This is a genomic window from Dyadobacter sp. SG02 (assembly GCF_900109045.1).
In the GTDB taxonomy this organism is placed as follows: domain Bacteria; phylum Bacteroidota; class Bacteroidia; order Cytophagales; family Spirosomataceae; genus Dyadobacter.
Map to the genome: position 1 here is coordinate 15,900 of NZ_FNYL01000016.1, position 18,766 is coordinate 34,665.

13 protein-coding genes are annotated in these 18,766 nt (G+C 50.7%); 8 read left to right on the forward strand and 5 right to left on the reverse strand.

The window, feature by feature from the left end:
- Positions 1–49: 49 nt before the first annotated feature.
- From BMW93_RS29125 to dctA, 3 genes are all read right to left on the reverse strand, one after another.
- A complete protein-coding gene (locus tag BMW93_RS29125) occupies positions 50–304 on the reverse strand; it encodes a hypothetical protein (RefSeq protein WP_090384866.1) in 255 nt (84 codons plus the stop codon).
- 77 nt (positions 305–381) lie between these two features.
- Complete coding sequence (locus BMW93_RS29130) at positions 382–2,115, reverse strand: M3 family oligoendopeptidase (RefSeq protein WP_090384868.1); 1,734 nt, start codon at positions 2,113–2,115, stop codon at positions 382–384.
- Positions 2,116–2,145: 30 nt separating this feature from the next.
- Entirely contained in the window at positions 2,146–3,417 is a 1,272-nt protein-coding gene (gene dctA / locus BMW93_RS29135) for a C4-dicarboxylate transporter DctA (protein ID WP_090384870.1), read from the reverse strand.
- Between the two features lie 213 nt (positions 3,418–3,630).
- On the opposite strand from dctA, the gene BMW93_RS29140 reads away from it, so the two are divergent.
- From BMW93_RS29140 to BMW93_RS29170, 7 genes are all read left to right on the forward strand, one after another.
- Positions 3,631–3,978, forward strand: coding sequence for a DUF6686 family protein (locus BMW93_RS29140; protein WP_090384873.1), 348 nt, complete (start codon positions 3,631–3,633; stop codon positions 3,976–3,978).
- 9 nt (positions 3,979–3,987) lie between these two features.
- Complete coding sequence (locus BMW93_RS29145; protein ID WP_090384878.1) at positions 3,988–4,818, forward strand: hemin ABC transporter substrate-binding protein; 831 nt, start codon at positions 3,988–3,990, stop codon at positions 4,816–4,818.
- Positions 4,819–4,824: 6 nt separating this feature from the next.
- On the forward strand, positions 4,825–5,931 hold the full coding sequence (locus BMW93_RS29150) for an iron ABC transporter permease (protein WP_090384880.1): 1,107 nt from the start codon (positions 4,825–4,827) through the stop codon (positions 5,929–5,931).
- A complete protein-coding gene (locus BMW93_RS29155) occupies positions 5,928–6,725 on the forward strand; it encodes a heme ABC transporter ATP-binding protein (RefSeq protein WP_090384884.1) in 798 nt (265 codons plus the stop codon). The genes BMW93_RS29150 and BMW93_RS29155 overlap by 4 nt, the downstream gene beginning before the upstream one ends.
- Before the next feature lie 25 nt (positions 6,726–6,750).
- Positions 6,751–7,797 carry a hemin-degrading factor gene (locus tag BMW93_RS29160; RefSeq protein ID WP_090384887.1) on the forward strand — a complete coding sequence of 349 codons (1,047 nt, stop codon included), beginning with the start codon at positions 6,751–6,753 and terminating at the stop codon, positions 7,795–7,797.
- A 290-nt stretch (positions 7,798–8,087) separates the two neighbouring features.
- Positions 8,088–10,640: an adenosylcobalamin-dependent ribonucleoside-diphosphate reductase gene (locus BMW93_RS29165; protein ID WP_090384889.1), complete on the forward strand. Its 2,553-nt coding sequence runs from the start codon at positions 8,088–8,090 to the stop codon at positions 10,638–10,640.
- Positions 10,641–10,791: 151 nt separating this feature from the next.
- A complete protein-coding gene (locus BMW93_RS29170) occupies positions 10,792–11,022 on the forward strand; it encodes a helix-turn-helix domain-containing protein (RefSeq protein ID WP_090384891.1) in 231 nt (76 codons plus the stop codon).
- A gap of 1 nt (position 11,023) precedes the next feature.
- On the opposite strand, the gene purB is transcribed toward BMW93_RS29170, so the two are convergent.
- The gene (purB, locus tag BMW93_RS29175) at positions 11,024–12,379 is read right to left on the reverse strand and encodes an adenylosuccinate lyase (RefSeq protein ID WP_090384894.1); all 1,356 of its coding nucleotides are present in this window, start codon (positions 12,377–12,379) and stop codon (positions 11,024–11,026) included.
- 154 nt (positions 12,380–12,533) lie between these two features.
- On the opposite strand from purB, the gene BMW93_RS29180 reads away from it, so the two are divergent.
- The gene (locus BMW93_RS29180) at positions 12,534–13,274 is read left to right on the forward strand and encodes an MIP/aquaporin family protein (RefSeq protein WP_090385280.1); all 741 of its coding nucleotides are present in this window, start codon (positions 12,534–12,536) and stop codon (positions 13,272–13,274) included.
- A 1-nt stretch (position 13,275) separates the two neighbouring features.
- On the opposite strand, the gene BMW93_RS29185 is transcribed toward BMW93_RS29180, so the two are convergent.
- Positions 13,276–18,735: an alpha-2-macroglobulin gene (locus BMW93_RS29185; protein WP_090384896.1), complete on the reverse strand. Its 5,460-nt coding sequence runs from the start codon at positions 18,733–18,735 to the stop codon at positions 13,276–13,278.
- Positions 18,736–18,766: the final 31 nt, after the last annotated feature.

Consider the following 18,766-nt stretch of genomic DNA (forward strand, 5'->3'; position numbering starts at 1 on the left):
TATCCCCATTTGGTGGGGATATCTCGTATATTTTCTCAATGAATGGCTGCTATTCTTTCACCAGCGAGCTAGGAATTTTACCACCGTAAAGTTTCGCGCGGATATCGTTTACACGGGCATCGAGCTCAGGCTTCGCCTCATACTTGAATGACATCTGACGTGGCAGGGAATCAGGGCTCACGCCGTAAACCCACTCGTTACCGGCATTCAGATCTTTCTGGTCCTTGTGGTTATACTTTTGGTATTCACAAGAAGAAAGAAGCACCACACACGCAACAAAAGCAACTATTTTATTGAATTTCATTTCTTTGATCGTTCATAGTATTGTGCGCAAAAATAACCGCCAATTTCATAACCACCAAATTGCGGACGGCTGAAATATTATTTTTTTAATTCGGCCAATTCGTCGCGTACAAACTGCATCAGCTCAGCGATATGCCGCTCCGAGAAATCGAACGGGATATTGGCCGCCTGGTAAATTTCACCGATCGTCGCGGTGTAACCCAGCTTCAATGCGTCGAGGTAGCCCTTCAAGCCGGCTGCGGGGTTCTCGCGATAGTTTTTCCAGACACCGATCGCGCCGAGTTGCGCAATGCCGTATTCAATGTAATAGAACGGGACTTCATAAATGTGCAACTGACGCTGCCACAGGTATTTTTTGAAGTTTTCCAACGTCGACCAGTCGATTACCGTGTCCGTAAACTCCTCGTAAATGCGTACCCACGCCTCGGTGCGTTGCTCCGGCGTATGCTGCGGGTTCTCGTACATCCAGTGCTGGAACTTATCGACCGTCGCTACCCAGGGCAATGTTTCAATAATGGATTCCAGATGCGTGATTTTGGCACGTTTCAGGTCTTCTTCATTCTCAAAGAATTCGTCCCAGAAATCCATCGTGATCAATTCCATCGACATCGAAGCCAGCTCGGCCACTTCCGAAGGCGTGTGTTTGAACGAGTTCAGCGCCAGGTCGCGCGTCACGAGCGAGTGTACCGCGTGCCCGCCCTCGTGCAGGAGCGTGACCATATCGCGCAGGTTCGAAGTCGCATTCATGAAGATAAACGGAACACCAATTTCGTCGAGCGGGTAGTTATAGCCGCCCGGCGCCTTGCCCTTCCGCGATTCGAGATCGAGGTGCTTCATCGTTTTCATGATGCGGAGGCAGTCGCCCAGAAACGGATCGAGGCGCGAGAATGCGCGGATCGTCTTGTCCAGCAGCTCTTCGCCGGTTTCAAACGGTTTCAAAGGCGGTAACCCCTTCGGATCGACCTTCGTATCCCACGGGCGAAGCGCGTCTACCGCCAATGCAGCTTTGCGTTCAGCCGCCATTTCGTTCAAAATCGGCACAACCGCCTTTTTCACGGAGCCGTGGAAGTTGAAACAATCCTGGGGCGTGTAATCGAAACGGCCCATTGCCGCGAACATGTAATCGCGGTAGTTGCTGAAACCGGCATTGCGACCAACGGTATCGCGCAGCGTTACGAGCTTGTTCAGCAGGTCGTCCAGCTTTTCGTGGTCGTCGTACCGGCGCCCGGCAATCGCCCGCCACGCTTCTTCCCGCACATTACGGTCGGTAGATTGCAGTCGGTCCGCTGCGCGTTGCAAGGTCATTTCCTCGCCGTCGAGCGTAACGGTCATCGCGCCAGCGATAGCGCCGTACTTGCGCTCCTCGGTCTGCATTTCGGTGATAACCGGGATATTTTCCTCACGGAAAATCTCGATCGCCTTCTTCATTCCCCGCAATGTGACCGCGAAACCTGGTTCCGTCAATTCGCTGAGGAATGGGTTATCGACGATCTTTTTGTCGAGCGCATTACCGTATTCGGCCAGTTTCGGCTGGATTTCAGTGATAAAGAATTGTAATGCGTTGATCAGACCTGTATTTGCGGTGTCGCAAGTCTGGCGGATGTAACGCCACGCAAAGTTTTCCGAGAGGTACGACTCGATCTCGCTGCGGTCCGAGAACCATTGTTTCAAATCTTCCAGCGAGTTGATCTCCCTGTTTTTCAAATTTTCGAAGAATGGCTGAACATCATCCCATTTCTTCAAATCAAATTCTTCCCCGATAAAAGGCCGTTTCGCCCGGGTAGGTATATGAAGTGTTTTCTGATTGGACATATAAGAGGTACTTTGTTTAAAAAATCAAATTTATAATTTAGTCTGCTCCGGCTGCGTAACGTCGCTCAGATTATCCGTCACCACATTCTCCGTCTCCTGAATATTCCGGAATGCGTATTCCATTTTGCTGCGGTCGAACTCTTTTTCGTTGTTGGCGAGCCAGATGGTGGCGACGCCGTTGCCGATGAAATTCGTGATCGCGCGGGCTTCTGACATGAAACGGTCTACGCCGAGAAGAAGTGCCAGCCCTTCGACGGGGATGACCTTAATGGCCGTCAATGTCGAGGCGAGCACGACGAAACCGCTACCTGTTACGCCCGCGGCGCCTTTGGAGGTGACCATCAATATCCCGATCAGCGAGAATATCTGGCCGATATTCAAATGCACATTAAAAACCTGCGCGAGGAAGATCGTCGCCATGGAGAGGTAAATGGTTGTTCCGTCGAGGTTGAACGAATAGCCCGCTGGCACCACGAGCCCTACGACCGGTTTCGAGCAACCCATTCGTTCCAGTTTGGCCATTAATGAAGGCAAGCCGGCTTCGGAAGAAGACGTACCGAGCACGATCAGCAGCTCTTCCCGGATGTACTTCAAAAAGCGCCACAGGCTGATCTTGTAAGTCCGCAAGATCAACCCCAAAACACCGAAAATAAAGACGGCCATGGTGGCGTAAACCGTCCCCATGAGCTTGGCGAGTGGCAGCAGCGTGTGAATGCCGTATTTACCAATCGTGAATGCCATTCCCCCGAATGCACCGATAGGCGCGAAGATCATGACGAGGTGCAGCGCCTTGAAGACATATTTGGATATAAAATTCAGCCCGTCCACAATGCGCTGCTTGGCTTCAATGCGGCTCAGTACCGAGCCGAAAACAAGCGCGAAGAGCAGCACCTGCAAGGTGATGTTATCGAAGAAAAATTGTAGCCAGCTGAAATCGTGCGCTTTTCCGGCGTATTTGGAGATATCCCCTTTTTCCAACGTATCCGTAACAACGCCGTGACCCGGGCGGATGATGTTGGCAACGATAATCCCCACTAGCAACGCAAGCGTGGTTACGACTTCGAAATACAGTAATGCTTTGGCACCTACCTTCCCTACCTTTTTCAAATCACCCATTCCTACAATGCCCAGCGTGATGGTCAGGAAGATAATGGGATTGATAAAAAGCTTGACTACGGAAATGAAACCTTCGCCGAGAATCTTCATTTCTACCGCCTTGTCGGGGAGATAGTGGCCCAGCAGCGCGCCGGCCGTAATGGCGGTAAGGACCCAGAAGGTCAGGTTGGTAACAAGCTTTTTCAAGGGCGTTCAGGTATAGGAATGAAATGGTTCGGATCGGGCGTCACCCACAGTCAGTTGGGCAACTCATCAATTTACAATAATAAGAAGTCTGCCAGACGATTCCGGGAAGGCAGAACTAAATTTTTATCAACTATTTATACTTGGTCTAAATTAATGCCATATATTTGCCTCAGACAAATGGTGGGCATTCACATCGATGATCATTAAGAGGCTATGCACGAGGATTCGCATTCATACAATTCGTTACGGATTTTGAGCCACACGGCCAAGGGGTATATCGGGCAGTGCCATTGCTGCACGCATTTCAATTTCGCCTACGGCAATGTGATTTTTGTTTTCACCGAAGATGGCTTGAAGGGCTTCCAATCCATTCTGTATGACGAATACCATATCCAGAGCCTCGGTGAGACGCTTCCCAACGGCAAAACGCATTTGTTACCCTCGCCCATCCCGAACTTCATGCTCTCTTTCGACAACACCGAGTTGGAGGAGATCCGCACGATGTTCCAGGAGGCGTTACTGGTTTTGGAAGTGGATAAAATATTTTCCTATAAAAAGTAAAACCCTGAAATGCAGTCAGTTTCGAAAATTTATATTTGTTTAATATTCATCCTGACCACGACGGCTTCCGGTTATGCCAAAGCGCTCCGGATCGTGTCGGCGAACGGGACGTTGAGTGAAATCCTGGTCGGGCTTGGCCTGGAAAAACAGATCGTGGGCGTGGACGTAACCAGCACGTACCCGGCTTCTCTTGAAAAAATCACGAAAATCGGCCATAACCGCACCATTGCGGCCGAAGGCATTCTGGCATTGAACCCCGATGTGATCATTTATACCAACCAGAGCATGTTATCGCCTGCTGTGGTGAAACAACTGAACAGCAGCGGCAAAAAGCTGGTCGAGTTCAAGCATGAGTATTCCAAAGAGGGCGCTATCACGCTCATTCGCGAAGTAGGCGCCTATTTCAATGCAACTGCTCAGGCCGAGAAAATGGTGAAAGCATTACAGGCCGATCTGGCAAAGATCCCAGCGCCGGTCAGCCCCAGGAAATTACTCTTCATTTACGCACGCGGAACAGGCACATTAATGGTTTCGGGCACAGGCACTTCGCTCGATAAAATGTTCGCATTGGCCGGACATAAGAATGCGGTAAGCGGTTTTACAGAATTTAAACCCCTTACCGCGGAATCCCTTATCGCCGCCAACCCGGATGTGCTCGTATTGTTTTCCAGCGGACTCGAAAGCCTCGAAGGCATGGACGGGTTGCTGAAAATACCCGGTGTGGCCAATACCAATGCGGGCAGGAACCGCAAGATCGTCACGATGGACGGGCAGTTCCTCACCGGCTTCGGTCCGCGGCTCGGCAAAGCAGCTATTGAACTTTCCCAAAAAGTAAAATAAGGAGCAATGCTGACAGAAACGGTAACCGAGCACGAAAGCACGAAAGCAGAAAGCTTCCAGAAACACATTTTGCCTTCTTCGATGGCTAAAATGGTGTGGATTCTCGGAGCGATACTGCTTGCGTGCTGCGTCTTGGCAGCCTGCACCGGTGCATTATCGATCTCCGTGAGCGAGCTCTGGCAGATCATCGCATTTAAATTCGGCTGGATTTCCGAAACGCAGGTCGAAGAGCAGAAATCGATCGTTTTCTGGATTATCCGCCTGCCGCGGGTGTGCCTCGCGGTGCTCATAGGCGCCGCATTGGGGATCGGCGGCGCATCCCTGCAAGGGCTTTTCCGAAATCCCATCGCCGACGCCACGCTCATCGGCGTTACCTCGGGCGCTTCGCTTTTTGCCGTTTTCGTCATTATGCTCAACGTTAAATACTTCGGAATGCTGAGCGAGCTTGCAGGCGCGTACGGCATTTCGTTCGTCTCTTTCCTGGGAGCTGCCTGCACGACGCTCCTTGTTTATCAGCTCTCCAAAATTACCAGTGAAGGCGGTGTGGCAACGTTGCTGCTCTGCGGGATCGCGATTAATGCATTTGTAGGCGCGATGACCGGGCTGATGACCTACCTTGCCGACGATGCCCAGCTACGAAACATTACTTTCTGGAACCTGGGCAGCCTGGGCGGCGCTAACTGGACGTCGGTAATGGCCGTGGGACCCTTCGTAGGCATATCACTTATTTTCATGCCCTATTTATCAAAAGCATTGAACCTGCTCGTGCTTGGTGAAAGCCAGGCGGCCAGCCTCGGTGTTAACATGAAATCACTGAAACGCCAGGTAATTATCCTCGCGACGCTGGGTGTTGGCGCTTCCGTGGCCGTGGCCGGGAGCATTGGCTTTGTAGGACTGATAGTACCCCACATTATACGCACGTTGTTCGGCCCAAACCACCGGACATTGATTATCGGATCGGCTTTTGCGGGTGCTATCGTGCTCACATTGGCCGACACCCTCTCCCGCACGATCGTGGCGCCGTCGGAACTCCCGATCGGCATTCTGACGGGCATGCTCGGTACGCCGTTTTTCATTTATATTTTGTGGGAACAAAAACGGAAGCGGCTATGATGGAGGTACGGAATGCCGGATTTGAAGTCAGAGGCCGGAAACTGCTGGAAAATGTCAGTTTTTCGATCAGACCGGGGGAATTCTGGGCGGTTGTAGGGGCCAACGGGGCCGGGAAGTCGACATTGATCAAGCTTCTTTCCGCCGAATTGGGCGCTACCTCCGGCTCGGTACTTTTCCACGACCGCGATCTCCGGAAGTACAAACTGAAAGAGCTCGCCACCAAACGGACGGTATTGTCCCAGCAAAACAATATCACGCTTTCGTTTACCTCACAGGAGATCGTGCTGATGGGTCGCTACCCGTTTTACGATGCCGATCCTACGCAACGCGACCTCGCGATCGTGGATATGTGTCTTAAAAAAGTGGGTATCGGACATTTGAAGGGTCGTCTTTACCCGACATTATCCGGCGGCGAACAGCAGCGCGTGCAGCTTGCCCGCGCGCTCGCACAGGTGTGGGAGATTGAAAACGGCCTGCTCCTGCTCGACGAACCTACTACCGGAATGGATCTGCTGCATCAGTATGAGACATTTAGATTAGCCAAAGAACTTACCCGCAAAAATTTCGCGGTCATTGCCGTGATCCACGACCTGAACCAGGCATTACAATATGCCGACCGCGTGCTGATGCTCAAAGGCGGATGCATGCACGGCATCGGTTTGCCCGAAAACGTGCTGACCGAACAGGCCATTCAGGAAGCTTTCGGGCTGCCGGTGCATATTATCCAGTCGGAAATGACGCCCTACCCGGTTATAGTGCCACAGGTGGCACCCGTTTCGTACAATTTACCCTGATTTGTAACTATTAAAATACCCAAAGATGAAGTCAACCCTTTCACCGGACAGAACTGAATTGAAAGAACGCTGGGCAGAGTACAAGCTCGCCAACCCGAAATCACGCATCCGCGACGACGCCAAGGCACTCGGCACGTCGGAGGCGGAACTCCTCGCTACCGGTCTTGGAACCCATGTGCAGCTGCTCGACGGTGATTTCAGGGAGCTGATCAAGGAAGTGGGCTCGCTCGGGCACGTGATGGCGCTCACGCGTAACGACCACGTCGTGCACGAGCGCAAGGGTGTGTATGAGAAAATATCGTTCAATAACCACGTCGGCCTCGTGCTGGGCGAGGATATCGACCTCCGCCTGTTCCTGGGCGACTGGAAATTCGGCTTTGCCGTTTCGGAAAACGAGCGTTTCAGCTTGCAATTCTTCAACAGTTTCGGCGAGGCGGCACATAAAATTTACCTGACGGACAAAAGCAATAAGGAGGCCTACGACGCATTGGTTACCAAATACCTCGCCGCCGACCAGGACGTGAACCTGTTTGTAAGCGAGAAAAAAGAAAAGGTGGCCGAGCCCGAGGAAGCGGCGGGTCTCGATAAAGCCGCATTCCAGGAAGAATGGCTTGCATTGAAAGATACCCACGACTTTTTCACGCTGCTGCGCAAGCACAACCTATCCAGAAAGCAGGCATTGCGCAATGCGCCGGAAGGTTACGCGCACCGTATCAAGCCAGAGAGCATGAAACCGCTTTTCGATGCGATTTCGGAGACGGAACTGCCCATTATGGTTTTTGTTTCGAATCCAAACTGCATTCAAATCCATACCGGGCCGATCAAAAAGATCTTCGTGATGGGCCCTTGGCTGAATGTGATGGATCCTGAATTCAACCTGCATTTGCGTGAGGATGCGATAGACGAGGCCTGGGTGGTAAGAAAGCCTACCGAAGACGGCATTGTGACCGGCATCGAACTCATCGACAAAGACGGCGTGATGTTCAACCAGTTCTTCGGCAAGCGCAAGCCGGGCATTCCTGAACTAGCCGCATGGCCTGCGCTGATCGAGCAACATTCAATCCAATTCTGATCAGAAAGGTAATCGTGCCAACGACTTAAGATTAAATTTCGCCATAGTAATTAGAAATTGCCGGCTCCTTTACTGAGCCGGTATTTTTTTGTAAAATTTTTTAAAAGTGATTTTTCAAGTCAAACAAAAATTTGCACACTTTTTAAAAAATGTAAAATTTTAATGTATTGAAATACAGTATTTTATAATAATTTATTTGTAAACTTTTTTCAATATTACCTTTCATTTAAATTCCAAAACATGTACATTTGAAATTCTCAACTTCTTCAAAAAACCTCTGATACCACCTAATGGAATCCATAAAATCTTCACAATCAGAAAGAACCTACACCAGTGACGAAGCCTTTCAGGCGTCGCTGGAATATTTCAAGGGCGACGACCTCGCTGCCCGTGTCTGGGTGAATAAATATGCCTTGAAAGATTCGTTCGGAGCGATCTATGAAGCGACACCGGACGATATGCACCACCGGATCGCATCGGAGATCGCGCGCATCGAGCAACGCTATCCGAATCCATTGAGTGAAGGCGAGATTTTCGATCTGATCAGGGATTTCAAATACATTATCCCGCAAGGCAGCCCGATGACGGGCATTGGTAATCCCTACCAGATTGCCTCGCTTTCGAACTGCTTCGTAATCGGCAACAATGGCGAATCCGACTCGTACGGCGGCATTATGAAGATCGATCAGGAGCAGGTGCAACTCATGAAGCGTCGTGGCGGCGTGGGGCACGACTTGTCGCATATCCGCCCGAAAGGCTCGCCGGTGAAGAACTCGGCGCTGACATCGACGGGTATTGTGCCGTTTATGGAACGTTTCTCCAATTCCACCCGCGAAGTGGCGCAGGACGGCCGCAGGGGCGCATTGATGCTTTCGGTTTCCATCAAACATCCCGATTCCGAGAGCTTCATCGACGCCAAAATGGAGCAAGGCAAGGTTACCGGCGCCAATGTTTCGGTGCGGATCGATGACGAGTTTATGAAAGCGGTGGATGCAGGAACAACCTATCGCCAGCAATATCCGGTCAAAAGCGCTAATCCTTCGCATATCAAGGACATCGACGCGACGGCGCTTTGGAAGAAAATCGTGCACAATGCCTGGCAGTCGGCCGAGCCGGGTATTTTGTTCTGGGACACTATTACCCGCGAATCGGTACCGGATTGCTACGCCGACCTTGGTTACCAGACTATTTCGACCAATCCTTGCGGTGAAATCCCGCTTTGCGCATACGATTCCTGCCGTTTGCTGGCCATTAACCTGTTCTCGTACGTAGAAGATGCGTTTACGAGCAAAGCCAAATTTAACTGGGAGCTGTTCAAAAAGCATATTGCCGCGGCACAGCGCATGATGGACGATATTATCGACCTGGAACTCGAAAAAATCGATGCGATCCTGCAAAAAATTGACGAAGATCCCGAAGACGCCGAAGTAAAACGCGTGGAGCGCAACCTCTGGCTGAATATCCAGACCAAAGCGAAAGAAGGCCGCCGTACAGGCATCGGTATCACCGCGGAAGGCGATATGCTGGCGGCATTAGGATTGCGTTACGGAAGCGACGAGGGCAATGCATTTGCAGTGGAGATCCACAAAACCGTTGCATTGGAAGCTTATCGCGGATCGGTTCATACGGCGAAAGAGCGTGGCCCGTTCACGATTTTCGATTCGGAAAGGGAGAAAAACAATCCGTTCATCAACCGCCTCAAAGAAGCCGACGCGCAACTTTACTATGAAATGCTCGAATATGGTCGCCGCAACATTGCATTGCTGACGATTGCGCCGACTGGAACGACGAGCTTAATGTCGCAAACCACGTCGGGTATCGAGCCGGTTTTCCTTCCGGTTTATAAGCGAAGAAGAAAGGTCAATCCGAACGATAAGGACGTGCGGGTGGATTTCGTGGACGAGGTAGGCGATTCGTGGGAAGAATATGTCGTTTTCCACCACCGTTTTAAGGAATGGATGGAGGTGAATGGCTTTGATACCACCAAAAATTACGCGCAGAAAGACCTCGACGAACTGGTTAAAAAATCGCCTTACTATAAAGCCACTTCCAACGATGTGGATTACCTCAAAAAGGTAAAAATGCAGGGCGCTATTCAGCAATGGGTCGATCACTCGATCAGCGTGACCATCAACATGCCGAATGATGTGACCGAGGAACTTGTGGGCGAATGCTACATGGAAGCCTGGAAAGCAGGCTGCAAAGGTGTCACCGTGTACCGCGATGGCTCCCGTTCCGGTGTATTGATCGCCAATACCGAGAAAAAAGAAGAACCACAGGAAGGTACTCCAACCCCGTTCCCGACCGAACGACCGCAGACGCTCGAAGCCGACGTGGTACGTTTTCAGAATAAAAAAGACAAATGGATCGCATTCATCGGCCTGATTGACGGTCGTCCGTACGAGATTTTCACCGGTTTCGCGGATGATGAGGATGGCATTCTGATTCCGCGCTGGGTGAATGAAGGATTGATTATCAAAAACCGGGAAGCCGACGGCAGCTCGCGTTATGATTTTCAGTACAAAAACACCCGCGGCTATAAAACGACTATTGAAGGATTGTCCTACAAATTCAATCCGGAATACTGGAACTATGCCAAGCTGATTTCCAGCACATTGCGTCACGGAATGCCCATCGAGAAAGTGGTAGACCTGATCAGCAGTTTACAACTCGACGAGGCGATCAACACCTGGAAAGCCGGCGTTGCCCGCGCATTGAAACGTTACATCCCCGACGGCACCGAAGCAGCCAAACAGAAATGTCAGAACTGCGGCTCGACGAATTTGCTGTATCAGGAGGGTTGTTTGACTTGCAAGGATTGCGGCTCGTCCAAATGCGGGTAATTTATTAATTTTGAATGAGTGAATGAGTGAATGAGTGAATATATACCCTATTCACTCATTCACTCATTCACTCATTACTACTACAAACGTCCCTCATACCCCCACAACGCCTCGCTCCGGTTCGAAGCATTTCACGCTTTAAACCGACACCATGCTTATTTCGCAAATCCTGCTCAGCTACCGCAAACACAATGGACTATCACAGAGGCAAATGTCCCATTTGCTCGGTGTTTCCCAGGTGGGTTACCACAAATGGGAAACCGGCACCACCAAAATTGAAATGGAGCACTATTGCCGCATCGCGACGCTCTGTGATGTGGATTTAATGGATCTTCTCCCGCGCGAGTGGCAGGAGAAGATCAGGGATGAACTGGGGGTTTGACTTAGAATGTCTCTTCTACAACGCCCAGGTAGTTGAACGGGCTCAATGCGCGAAGTTCTTCCCGTATTTTTTCAGACACGTCCAGTGTTTCGATGAAACGTGAAATGGAGTCGTGGGTGATTTTTTCGTTGGTGCGCGTCAGCTCTTTCAATGCCTCGTAAGGTTTCGGGTAGCTTTCGCGGCGTAGGATCGTCTGGATTGCCTCGGACACAACCGCCCAGTTTTCTTCCAGTTCCGCTTTCAGTACCTCACCGTTCAGCTCCACTTTGCCCAGGCCTTTCAAAAGGGAGTTCAGGGCAATGGCCAAATGCGCAATAGGTACGCCGATGTTGCGGAGTACCGTCGAGTCGGTAAGGTCGCGTTGCAGGCGGGAAACGGGCAGTTTGGACGCAAAATGCTCGAACAATGCCGATGCGAGGCCGAGGTTACCTTCGGAGTTTTCGAAATCGATCGGGTTCACTTTATGCGGCATGGCCGATGATCCTACTTCGCCGGCCTTGATCTTCTGTTTGAAATAACCCATTGAAATGTACGTCCACATGTCCCGGTTAAGGTCCGTGAGGATCGTGTTCAGGCGTTTCAGACAGTCGAAAGTAGCGGCCAGGTTGTCGTAATGCTCGATCTGCGTCGTATGGCGACTTCTTTTCAACCCCAAACCTTCGACAAAATGGTGGCCGAATGCCATCCAGTCCTGTTTCGGGTAAGCTACATGGTGGGCATTGAAGTTACCCGTAGCACCGCCGAATTTCGCTGAATGCGGGATTTTATCGAGCATTTCAAGCTGGCGCTCCAAACGCTCCACAAAAACCAGGAACTCTTTGCCCACACGTGTAGGCGACGCAGGTTGGCCGTGTGTGAATGCGAGCATCGGCACGTTCTTCCACTCGATCGACATTCTTTTCAATACAAAAAGTACCTGGCGAAACAAAGGCTTGACCTGGCGTTCCATCGCATCTTTCAGCGAAAGCGGGATCGCCGTGTTGTTGATATCCTGTGAAGTGAGGCCGAAGTGGATGAATTCCTGGTAAGATTCGATGCCCAGCTTCTCGAACTGCTCCTTAATAAAGTACTCAACAGCCTTGACATCGTGGTTGGTTACTTTTTCGATGTCCTTTATATGCAGGGCGTCGGCCTCGCTGAAATCTTCATAGATTTTGCGCAGCGACGCATATTTTTTCTTGTCAAATTCTGATAGCTGTGGAAGGGGAATTTCGCAGAGTGCAATGAAATATTCGATTTCCACATACACCCGGTAGTAAATCAGGGCATATTCCGAGAAATAGGCCGAAAGTTCAGATACTTGTTTGTAATAACGGCCATCAACCGGAGAGATCGCCGTAAGCTGATTTAATGACATGATTTTCAATACAAAAATTGATTATCAGGCAAAGTTAGCAGAATTCATGGTCCTAAAATGGTAAAACGAGAATGAAAAATTCTTTTTGGGATTGGAAATAGAAATTATAAAACTATTCGCATATTCGTTAACTAACCTTGATTATACATACCCCATGCAGCCATCGCCTTTCATTGGAGAATTAGTCGGAACAATGGTCCTCATCTTATTAGGCAATGGCGTAGTCGCCAATGTAGTACTGAAAAAAACGAAGGGCGAGAGCGGTGGCTGGATCGTGATAACGGCTGGATGGGCATTTGCCGTAATGTTCGGTGTGTTCACGGCCAATGCATTCGGTAGCGCTGCGGCGCACCTCAATCCGGCGGTAACTGTGGGCTTTGCAGTCCTTAAAAACGATTACAGCTTTGTTGCGACCTACATTCCGGCGCAGCTCATAGGCGCATTTCTCGGCGCAGTACTCGTGTGGTTGCAATATCTGCCGCATTGGAAAGCTACCGAGGATGGCGGGGCCAAACTGGCCTGTTTTTCAACCGGCCCGGCGATTAAAAGCACCGGCGCAAATTTCCTGAGTGAATTTATCGCAACGGTAATATTAATCGTCGGCATCGTCGCGATCGGCTACGCCGGTTCTTCCGATCCCGAAAAAGGCGGCATCCCTTCCGGTGTAGCCCCTTACCTGGTGGGTATGCTCGTTTGGAGTATTGGCTTGTCGCTCGGGGGCACCACGGGTTACGCCATCAACCCCGTACGCGATCTGGGCCCGCGCATTGCCCACGCCATTCTGCCTATTCCCAACAAAGGCAGCTCCGACTGGGGCTACGGCTGGATCCCCGTTGTGGCCCCCATTGCGGGAGCCATCATCGGTGGATTGATTTTGCGTAGCTTCTCTTTTTGATTTATTCAACCGTAATTTTTCCGCCGCCCGAATAGCTGCGGTATTCACCCCGGTACATGGCATCTGCCGAGGCCGGTCCGATCGTGAATGTACCTTTGGCCACAACCCTAACCTGGTAATAGAATGTCCTCGGCTGGCTTTCTGCAACGGTAAAGAAGTGAATGCGATCGTCGCGGATGTCATAAAACCTCGGTATGGCCGCATTGGTGATCCATGGCATATCGCGCGGCTCAGTGATCCGTGGATTTTCGATTTCAAAGCCTGCGGGCAGCAAATCGGTAATCACGATGTCGTCCACAGGTAGCCCGTTGGTGCTGCTAAGTGTCAGCTTCACTACCACGAGGTCGTTTTGATGGAAACTTTGTGTCGGCTGGCCATTACGCGTCAGGAACTGGCGGCGGATACTAATGCCCTGATCTTCTTCCACGTAGTTGCCCGTTGCCGACATGCCGTCGGTCTGGGCGAACCAGTACAGATCGCCCTTACCCTGCGTTTTAACCGTCAGTTTCTGATTTAAAATACCTTTGGAAATCTTCAACTCCTTACCCGAGAACTGGCCTAGCGATTTGCCGTTTGCAGATACCGAGGCAGTTACCGTGGAGTTGGCTGTCTTTTTCGCCAGTTTGCCCAAAGCGAGCACTGCAAATGCCGCTTCCTGCGTATTCAGGTACGAAGCCGATTGAATGGCTTGCGAAAGCTGTCGTCCCAAAACCGGGATTTGTGCATTGGAAGGATCAGATTCAATTAATGTATTCAAAACCAGAGACATATTCCGCAGCGGTGATGAATAGCTATTGTCGTAGTAATGTCCGGCGCTCCCAGGAACATACTTTTTAGGCAGCAATGCATTGAAACTCCGCGTGTCTCCCGCCAGCTGGAATGCACCTGCGAGCAGGTATTGGGCATCCTGCGTAAGCAAATGCGGGTTTTGTTTATAATAATTCATCGAAGCGCGGTTCGGGTGCCCGTTTAATGCCAGTACATAAAGTGAATAAATGGCTTCGCGGCGCGCCACGGTCTTTTTGGTTTGGGTTCCTGTCGGCTGACCTTCGTATGCTAGTCCATTGTTGGTGCTGGCAATGATCACTTCCCTGTTCGCGGTGGTACCGCTTTGCGCGGTCAGGAATTCTACGGCACGGCTGAGGGTTTTGGCATTTACTTCAAAACCCGCCCGACGCGCTTCTTCCAGGAAATGTACGGCGTAGGCGGTGGCCCACCAGTCTTCGAGCTGCGCACCCGGCCACATGCCCATTCCTCCGTTGAAGAGTTGCTGGGATTCTACCTTTCGAATGGCTTGCTGCACGTTGGTCATCGGATTAAAATCGCTTTCGCCGCTCTTCACCGTATAAACCGGCGCCGCCATCGCTTTCGTGAGGTCGGCGAAGTAAATCTGCGGGAAAGCTTTGGAAACCGTTTGTTCCAGACAACCATAAGGGTAGCCCAGCAATGCCGATAATGCTTTTCCTCCACCCTGCACCAGCGGCGATCGGCTCAGCACCAACTGGCTACTGCTCGTAGCAGGAATAAACGACGACCTCAAATCGATCTGGCCTTGCTTATCGCCTGCAATGAGCCCCGATGCGCTGGTTTTCAACAATGGTGATGCAGGACGAACCGTAATTTCCGTCTGATGAATGAAAGTTTCTTTAAATGCATTCACTTTCACAATTACCTTACCGACGCCGATGGCCGTGGCAGCTTTCACCGCGAACACCGCACGGCTTTCTTTTCCTGCCGGTACGGTGATACTTTGCGTCACCGGCGCAGCACCTGCCGCCAACGGACCGGATAGTTGCACGGAAACGGTTGCGGTAGTGGCTTTGGCTTCGGTATTGCTGATATTAACCGGCAGCACGAGCTCATCACCCGGGCTCAGGAAACGCGGCAGCCCGGCGCTGATCACGATCGGGTCGGCTACTTTCATATTTTTAGTTGCTGAGCCAAATGCATTGTCCTTATAAGCCACCGCCATAATGCGCAAATCGCCGCTGAACTGGGGGATATTCACATCGAAAATCACATCACCGTTTCCATTCGCTTTCAACTGGCCGCTCCAAAACGATACCAGCTCGGTACGGCCATTGCTGAGTGGGTTAATTCTTCTTTCCAGGTCATAACCGTCACCACCCGAGCTGGACGTTCCTGAAATGCTCAGTTCAGGGAAAAGTTGGGCGTATAAATCATGGCTGGAAACTTCCAATGCCCGTTTTTGGTAAAAATGCCCGTGAATATCCGGCGTTTTGGAGTTTTTGATCTGTAAAATACCTTCATCCACCACGGCCAGCGTCACCTCGGCATTCGGCTCCGTTTTGATCTTGATCTGCTGCTTCATTTTCGAGCGCGACTTTTCGACGGCGGTAATCGCGACGTTCAGTTTCCGGTCAGGATCTTCGACCAGAATGGGCTGGAAGCCATGGGCTACCGTCAGCGGCATATCCGAAGCATCCAGCGGCCGGATGAGCGTCGCGGTGACGAACACGTTCGGCAAATGCTCTTCCTGGATTTTGAATGTGAGTTCGGCGGCTTTTTTCTCGGTGGTTAGAATATGTTGTTCCAGCACATTATTACGTTCCACCGTCACGAGCAAGCGGCCATCGAATGGTGTTTTGAACAATACCTTCGCCGATTCGCCGGTTTTGTATCGATCCTTATCGGTTTCCATCAATACCCGCCCTTCATTGCTCACCTCGAAAGATGAGTACTGGGTATAACCGTAGCCATATGCATAGAAATTCGCGAGCGTGTAATGGGCCGCGCCCGGACGGCGCACGCGTACCTCATACTCACCCGAGACCGTAGGCACGTAACGGAACGTACCTTTTCCGCCCGAGAGCGTCAGTTTATTGGAATACACCAGTTTTTCACTCTTACGCGAGGTGTACTGCAAGCGATCGTATTTTTTTTCAACAACTGTTTGATATTCGAGGCGTACCACTTCGATACTGGCAACCGCGCCTGCTTTCAGCGCGCCGTCCTTTGTAAGTCCTACAATATCAACCGGAACAGGCGCGTTGGTGCCGACATATGAATCAGGAAGGCGGACACCATAAAATACCGGCTGCGTATACACGTCAAAACGTTGTAACCTGTTAACCGGCCTTCCGTTTTCGTCGAAAACTGTCACATAAATCTTGCCTTCGAGCACACCAATGTCCTGGATGGCCGATAGCAACGTAAACTGTTCATTGGCTTGGCCCTGTTCGTTGGTCGTACCCTGGCGACTATCGCGTTCGAAAGTAGTTTCGGCAGGAATATCAAATGTATATTCAGGAAATCCTTTGGCTGAAAAACCTTTTCGCTGCAACTGGAAATCCATTTCGTAAGTGCGGTTGCTCGCGGGCGGGCCGAACAGGTTGGTGGCGGTGGCAGTAAGCGAAACTTTCTGGCCGGAGACATAATCCTTGGCGGCACCTGTCAAATCCACTTTAATACGGTCCGGCATGAATTCTTCCACGCTCACGGCCTGCGAACCCAACAGAACCTCATTGGCATTGTAAACTTCGAGAATGTAAGTACCCGTCAGTACCCCGGCATCGAGCGGGATTTCGGATTCAACGGCACCTTGTTCGTTTGTAGTCTTGCGCCAGGTTCTGAACTCGCGGCCATTTGGCGTTAGCAACCGCAGTTTCAGGGGCACTTTTCCGGCCGTTTTCCAGTCCTGCGTCCGCAACACCGTGTTGAAATGCATCGTTTCCCCCGGTCGGTAGATATCGCGCTGGCCATAGATGAATACCTGGTAACCCGATGCATTATCCCGCAAGCCTTCCACATCGAAACGGGAGGTAAGCACCTGCGTATCTTCGAGTAGCAGGTAGTTGAAATCGTCTTCCGAACTCGCGGTAATCATCGCTACTTTGAAGCCCGGCGCTTTTTCGCTGAGTTTTTCTACGTGCGCAACACCTTCGCCGTCCGTTTTGATAGTGTGTACAGTCTGGTTATTTGAGCTTACGAGTGTTAATTCGAGGTCTTTGATCGGTTCGTTCGTCTTGATCGAATTAGCAAAAACCCACAACTCATCTTTCCCCTGCTTGGCAATGAGGCCGATATCGGAAATGGAGACGAGCTTGGTGGCCCCGAGATAAGCCTCTTCCTCTGAATTCACGGCCACCAGATATACGCCCTGACGCTTGTTATCGTCCGGCAATGCAATGTTCAATGCCGATACGCCTTTGTTTTTGGACAGGTTTTCGGTCTCGACGATCTTGTTGACGATCACGTCGCTCAACTGGCTTTCGCGGTCGTCGCTGTAATTGAAATTACCTGTCGGCTGCCAGTCGTCGCCTACGTATGCGTAATCGCTCCAACGGTTGTTATGGATGTAATGCAGGATATTATTGGCATACAACTTCGAAATGCGCACCTGTACTTTGGGTACATTCACGATATTCACACCGATATTTCTCGAACTTTTGGAAGACAAATACAACCCCTTTTTGTTCGCAAACGAGATCGCCGCAGGCATTTTACCGAAAAACAGGTCGCGGGAAGTTTCTTCTTCCAACGTCTGTCCCAAAACTCCTTTCAGCGATTGTTTCAGTTGCAGTACATAAGTTTCCGTTTCATTGAAAGTACCGCGAAGAATGAAGCCATTTTCAGTAGGTTCTGTTTCCAACGCCGCTTCGGGATTTATTGAAAAGCTGTTAGCAATGCTTTCTTTGTCAAGCTCCTGCGTAGTCACGATCCGCGCGTAGCCCGTATTGTTTTCAAAACCCGTTTTAATATCCACCACTTCCAGATGCAATGGCGAGGGAATACTGACTGTCTTCGAAAGCGCTTCCTGGCTGCTGTATGAAGTATTCTGCACCTTCACGCCTTTGTCGATCGCGATATTGACGGGCGTTTCATTATTATCCGCCGCTCCCACCTTTGCAAATGCCAGCGTCACCGAAGATTCGTCCTGTGACGGCAGCACCCTGTAATCCAATGGTTGACTTCCTGATAAAAGCTTCAACTTTTCGGCCACATTCTGTCCATTCACCGGGTAGTTGAAATGCAGCCTCAGCCGCGCTTCCTGCCGGCCCGTTTCCTGCGATAATGTCCACCAGCTTTCGGTTTCCACGAGCTGCAAATAAGGTGTGTGGAAAGCGATAGGGTCTTTGGAAAGTTTATACTTCTTTTCCTTATCCGCTTTTTCCGTGATCAGGTCCGTCAGCTCCGCTTTGTAGGATGTAGCGGCCCCAAATCCTGCGACGGGCGAAAACACGAGCTCGTTCGGGGCTGTCCATTTGAACTTGCCGCGAACTGCGGGCTCAAACGTGACATATTGCGTCGAATCCCAGCTATTCAGCTCGGCCGTCGAAACGAGGTCCTTATTGAATGTAAATACGAGGTTTTGCGATTGTCCGACCTCTTCCGTGAAGTTGGTACCCGCCACGCGGATTTCATTAAAGGAAGAGCAGTTGCTAAAAAGCCAGACAAAAAAAAGGAAGTAAAAAGAACTCAGGATGGCAGTCTTTTTCATAGGAAAGAAGATATAAAAAAACGGATGATTT

Excerpts from the sequence above, each read along its gene's own strand:
- BMW93_RS29125 (WP_090384866.1), bottom strand. The coding sequence starts at position 304 with ATGAAATTCAATAAAATAGTTGCTTTTGTTGCGTGTGTGGTGCTTCTT.
- BMW93_RS29130 (WP_090384868.1), bottom strand. The coding sequence starts at position 2,115 with ATGTCCAATCAGAAAACACTTCATATACCTACCCGGGCGAAACGGCCT.
- BMW93_RS29140 (WP_090384873.1), top strand. The coding sequence starts at position 3,631 with ATGCACGAGGATTCGCATTCATACAATTCGTTACGGATTTTGAGCCAC.
- BMW93_RS29145 (WP_090384878.1), top strand. The coding sequence starts at position 3,988 with ATGCAGTCAGTTTCGAAAATTTATATTTGTTTAATATTCATCCTGACC.
- BMW93_RS29150 (WP_090384880.1), top strand. The coding sequence starts at position 4,825 with ATGCTGACAGAAACGGTAACCGAGCACGAAAGCACGAAAGCAGAAAGC.
- BMW93_RS29155 (WP_090384884.1), top strand. The coding sequence starts at position 5,928 with ATGATGGAGGTACGGAATGCCGGATTTGAAGTCAGAGGCCGGAAACTG.
- BMW93_RS29160 (WP_090384887.1), top strand. The coding sequence starts at position 6,751 with ATGAAGTCAACCCTTTCACCGGACAGAACTGAATTGAAAGAACGCTGG.
- BMW93_RS29165 (WP_090384889.1), top strand. The coding sequence starts at position 8,088 with ATGGAATCCATAAAATCTTCACAATCAGAAAGAACCTACACCAGTGAC.
- BMW93_RS29170 (WP_090384891.1), top strand. The coding sequence starts at position 10,792 with ATGCTTATTTCGCAAATCCTGCTCAGCTACCGCAAACACAATGGACTA.
- purB (WP_090384894.1), bottom strand. The coding sequence starts at position 12,379 with ATGTCATTAAATCAGCTTACGGCGATCTCTCCGGTTGATGGCCGTTAT.
- BMW93_RS29180 (WP_090385280.1), top strand. The coding sequence starts at position 12,534 with ATGCAGCCATCGCCTTTCATTGGAGAATTAGTCGGAACAATGGTCCTC.
- BMW93_RS29185 (WP_090384896.1), bottom strand. The coding sequence starts at position 18,735 with ATGAAAAAGACTGCCATCCTGAGTTCTTTTTACTTCCTTTTTTTTGTC.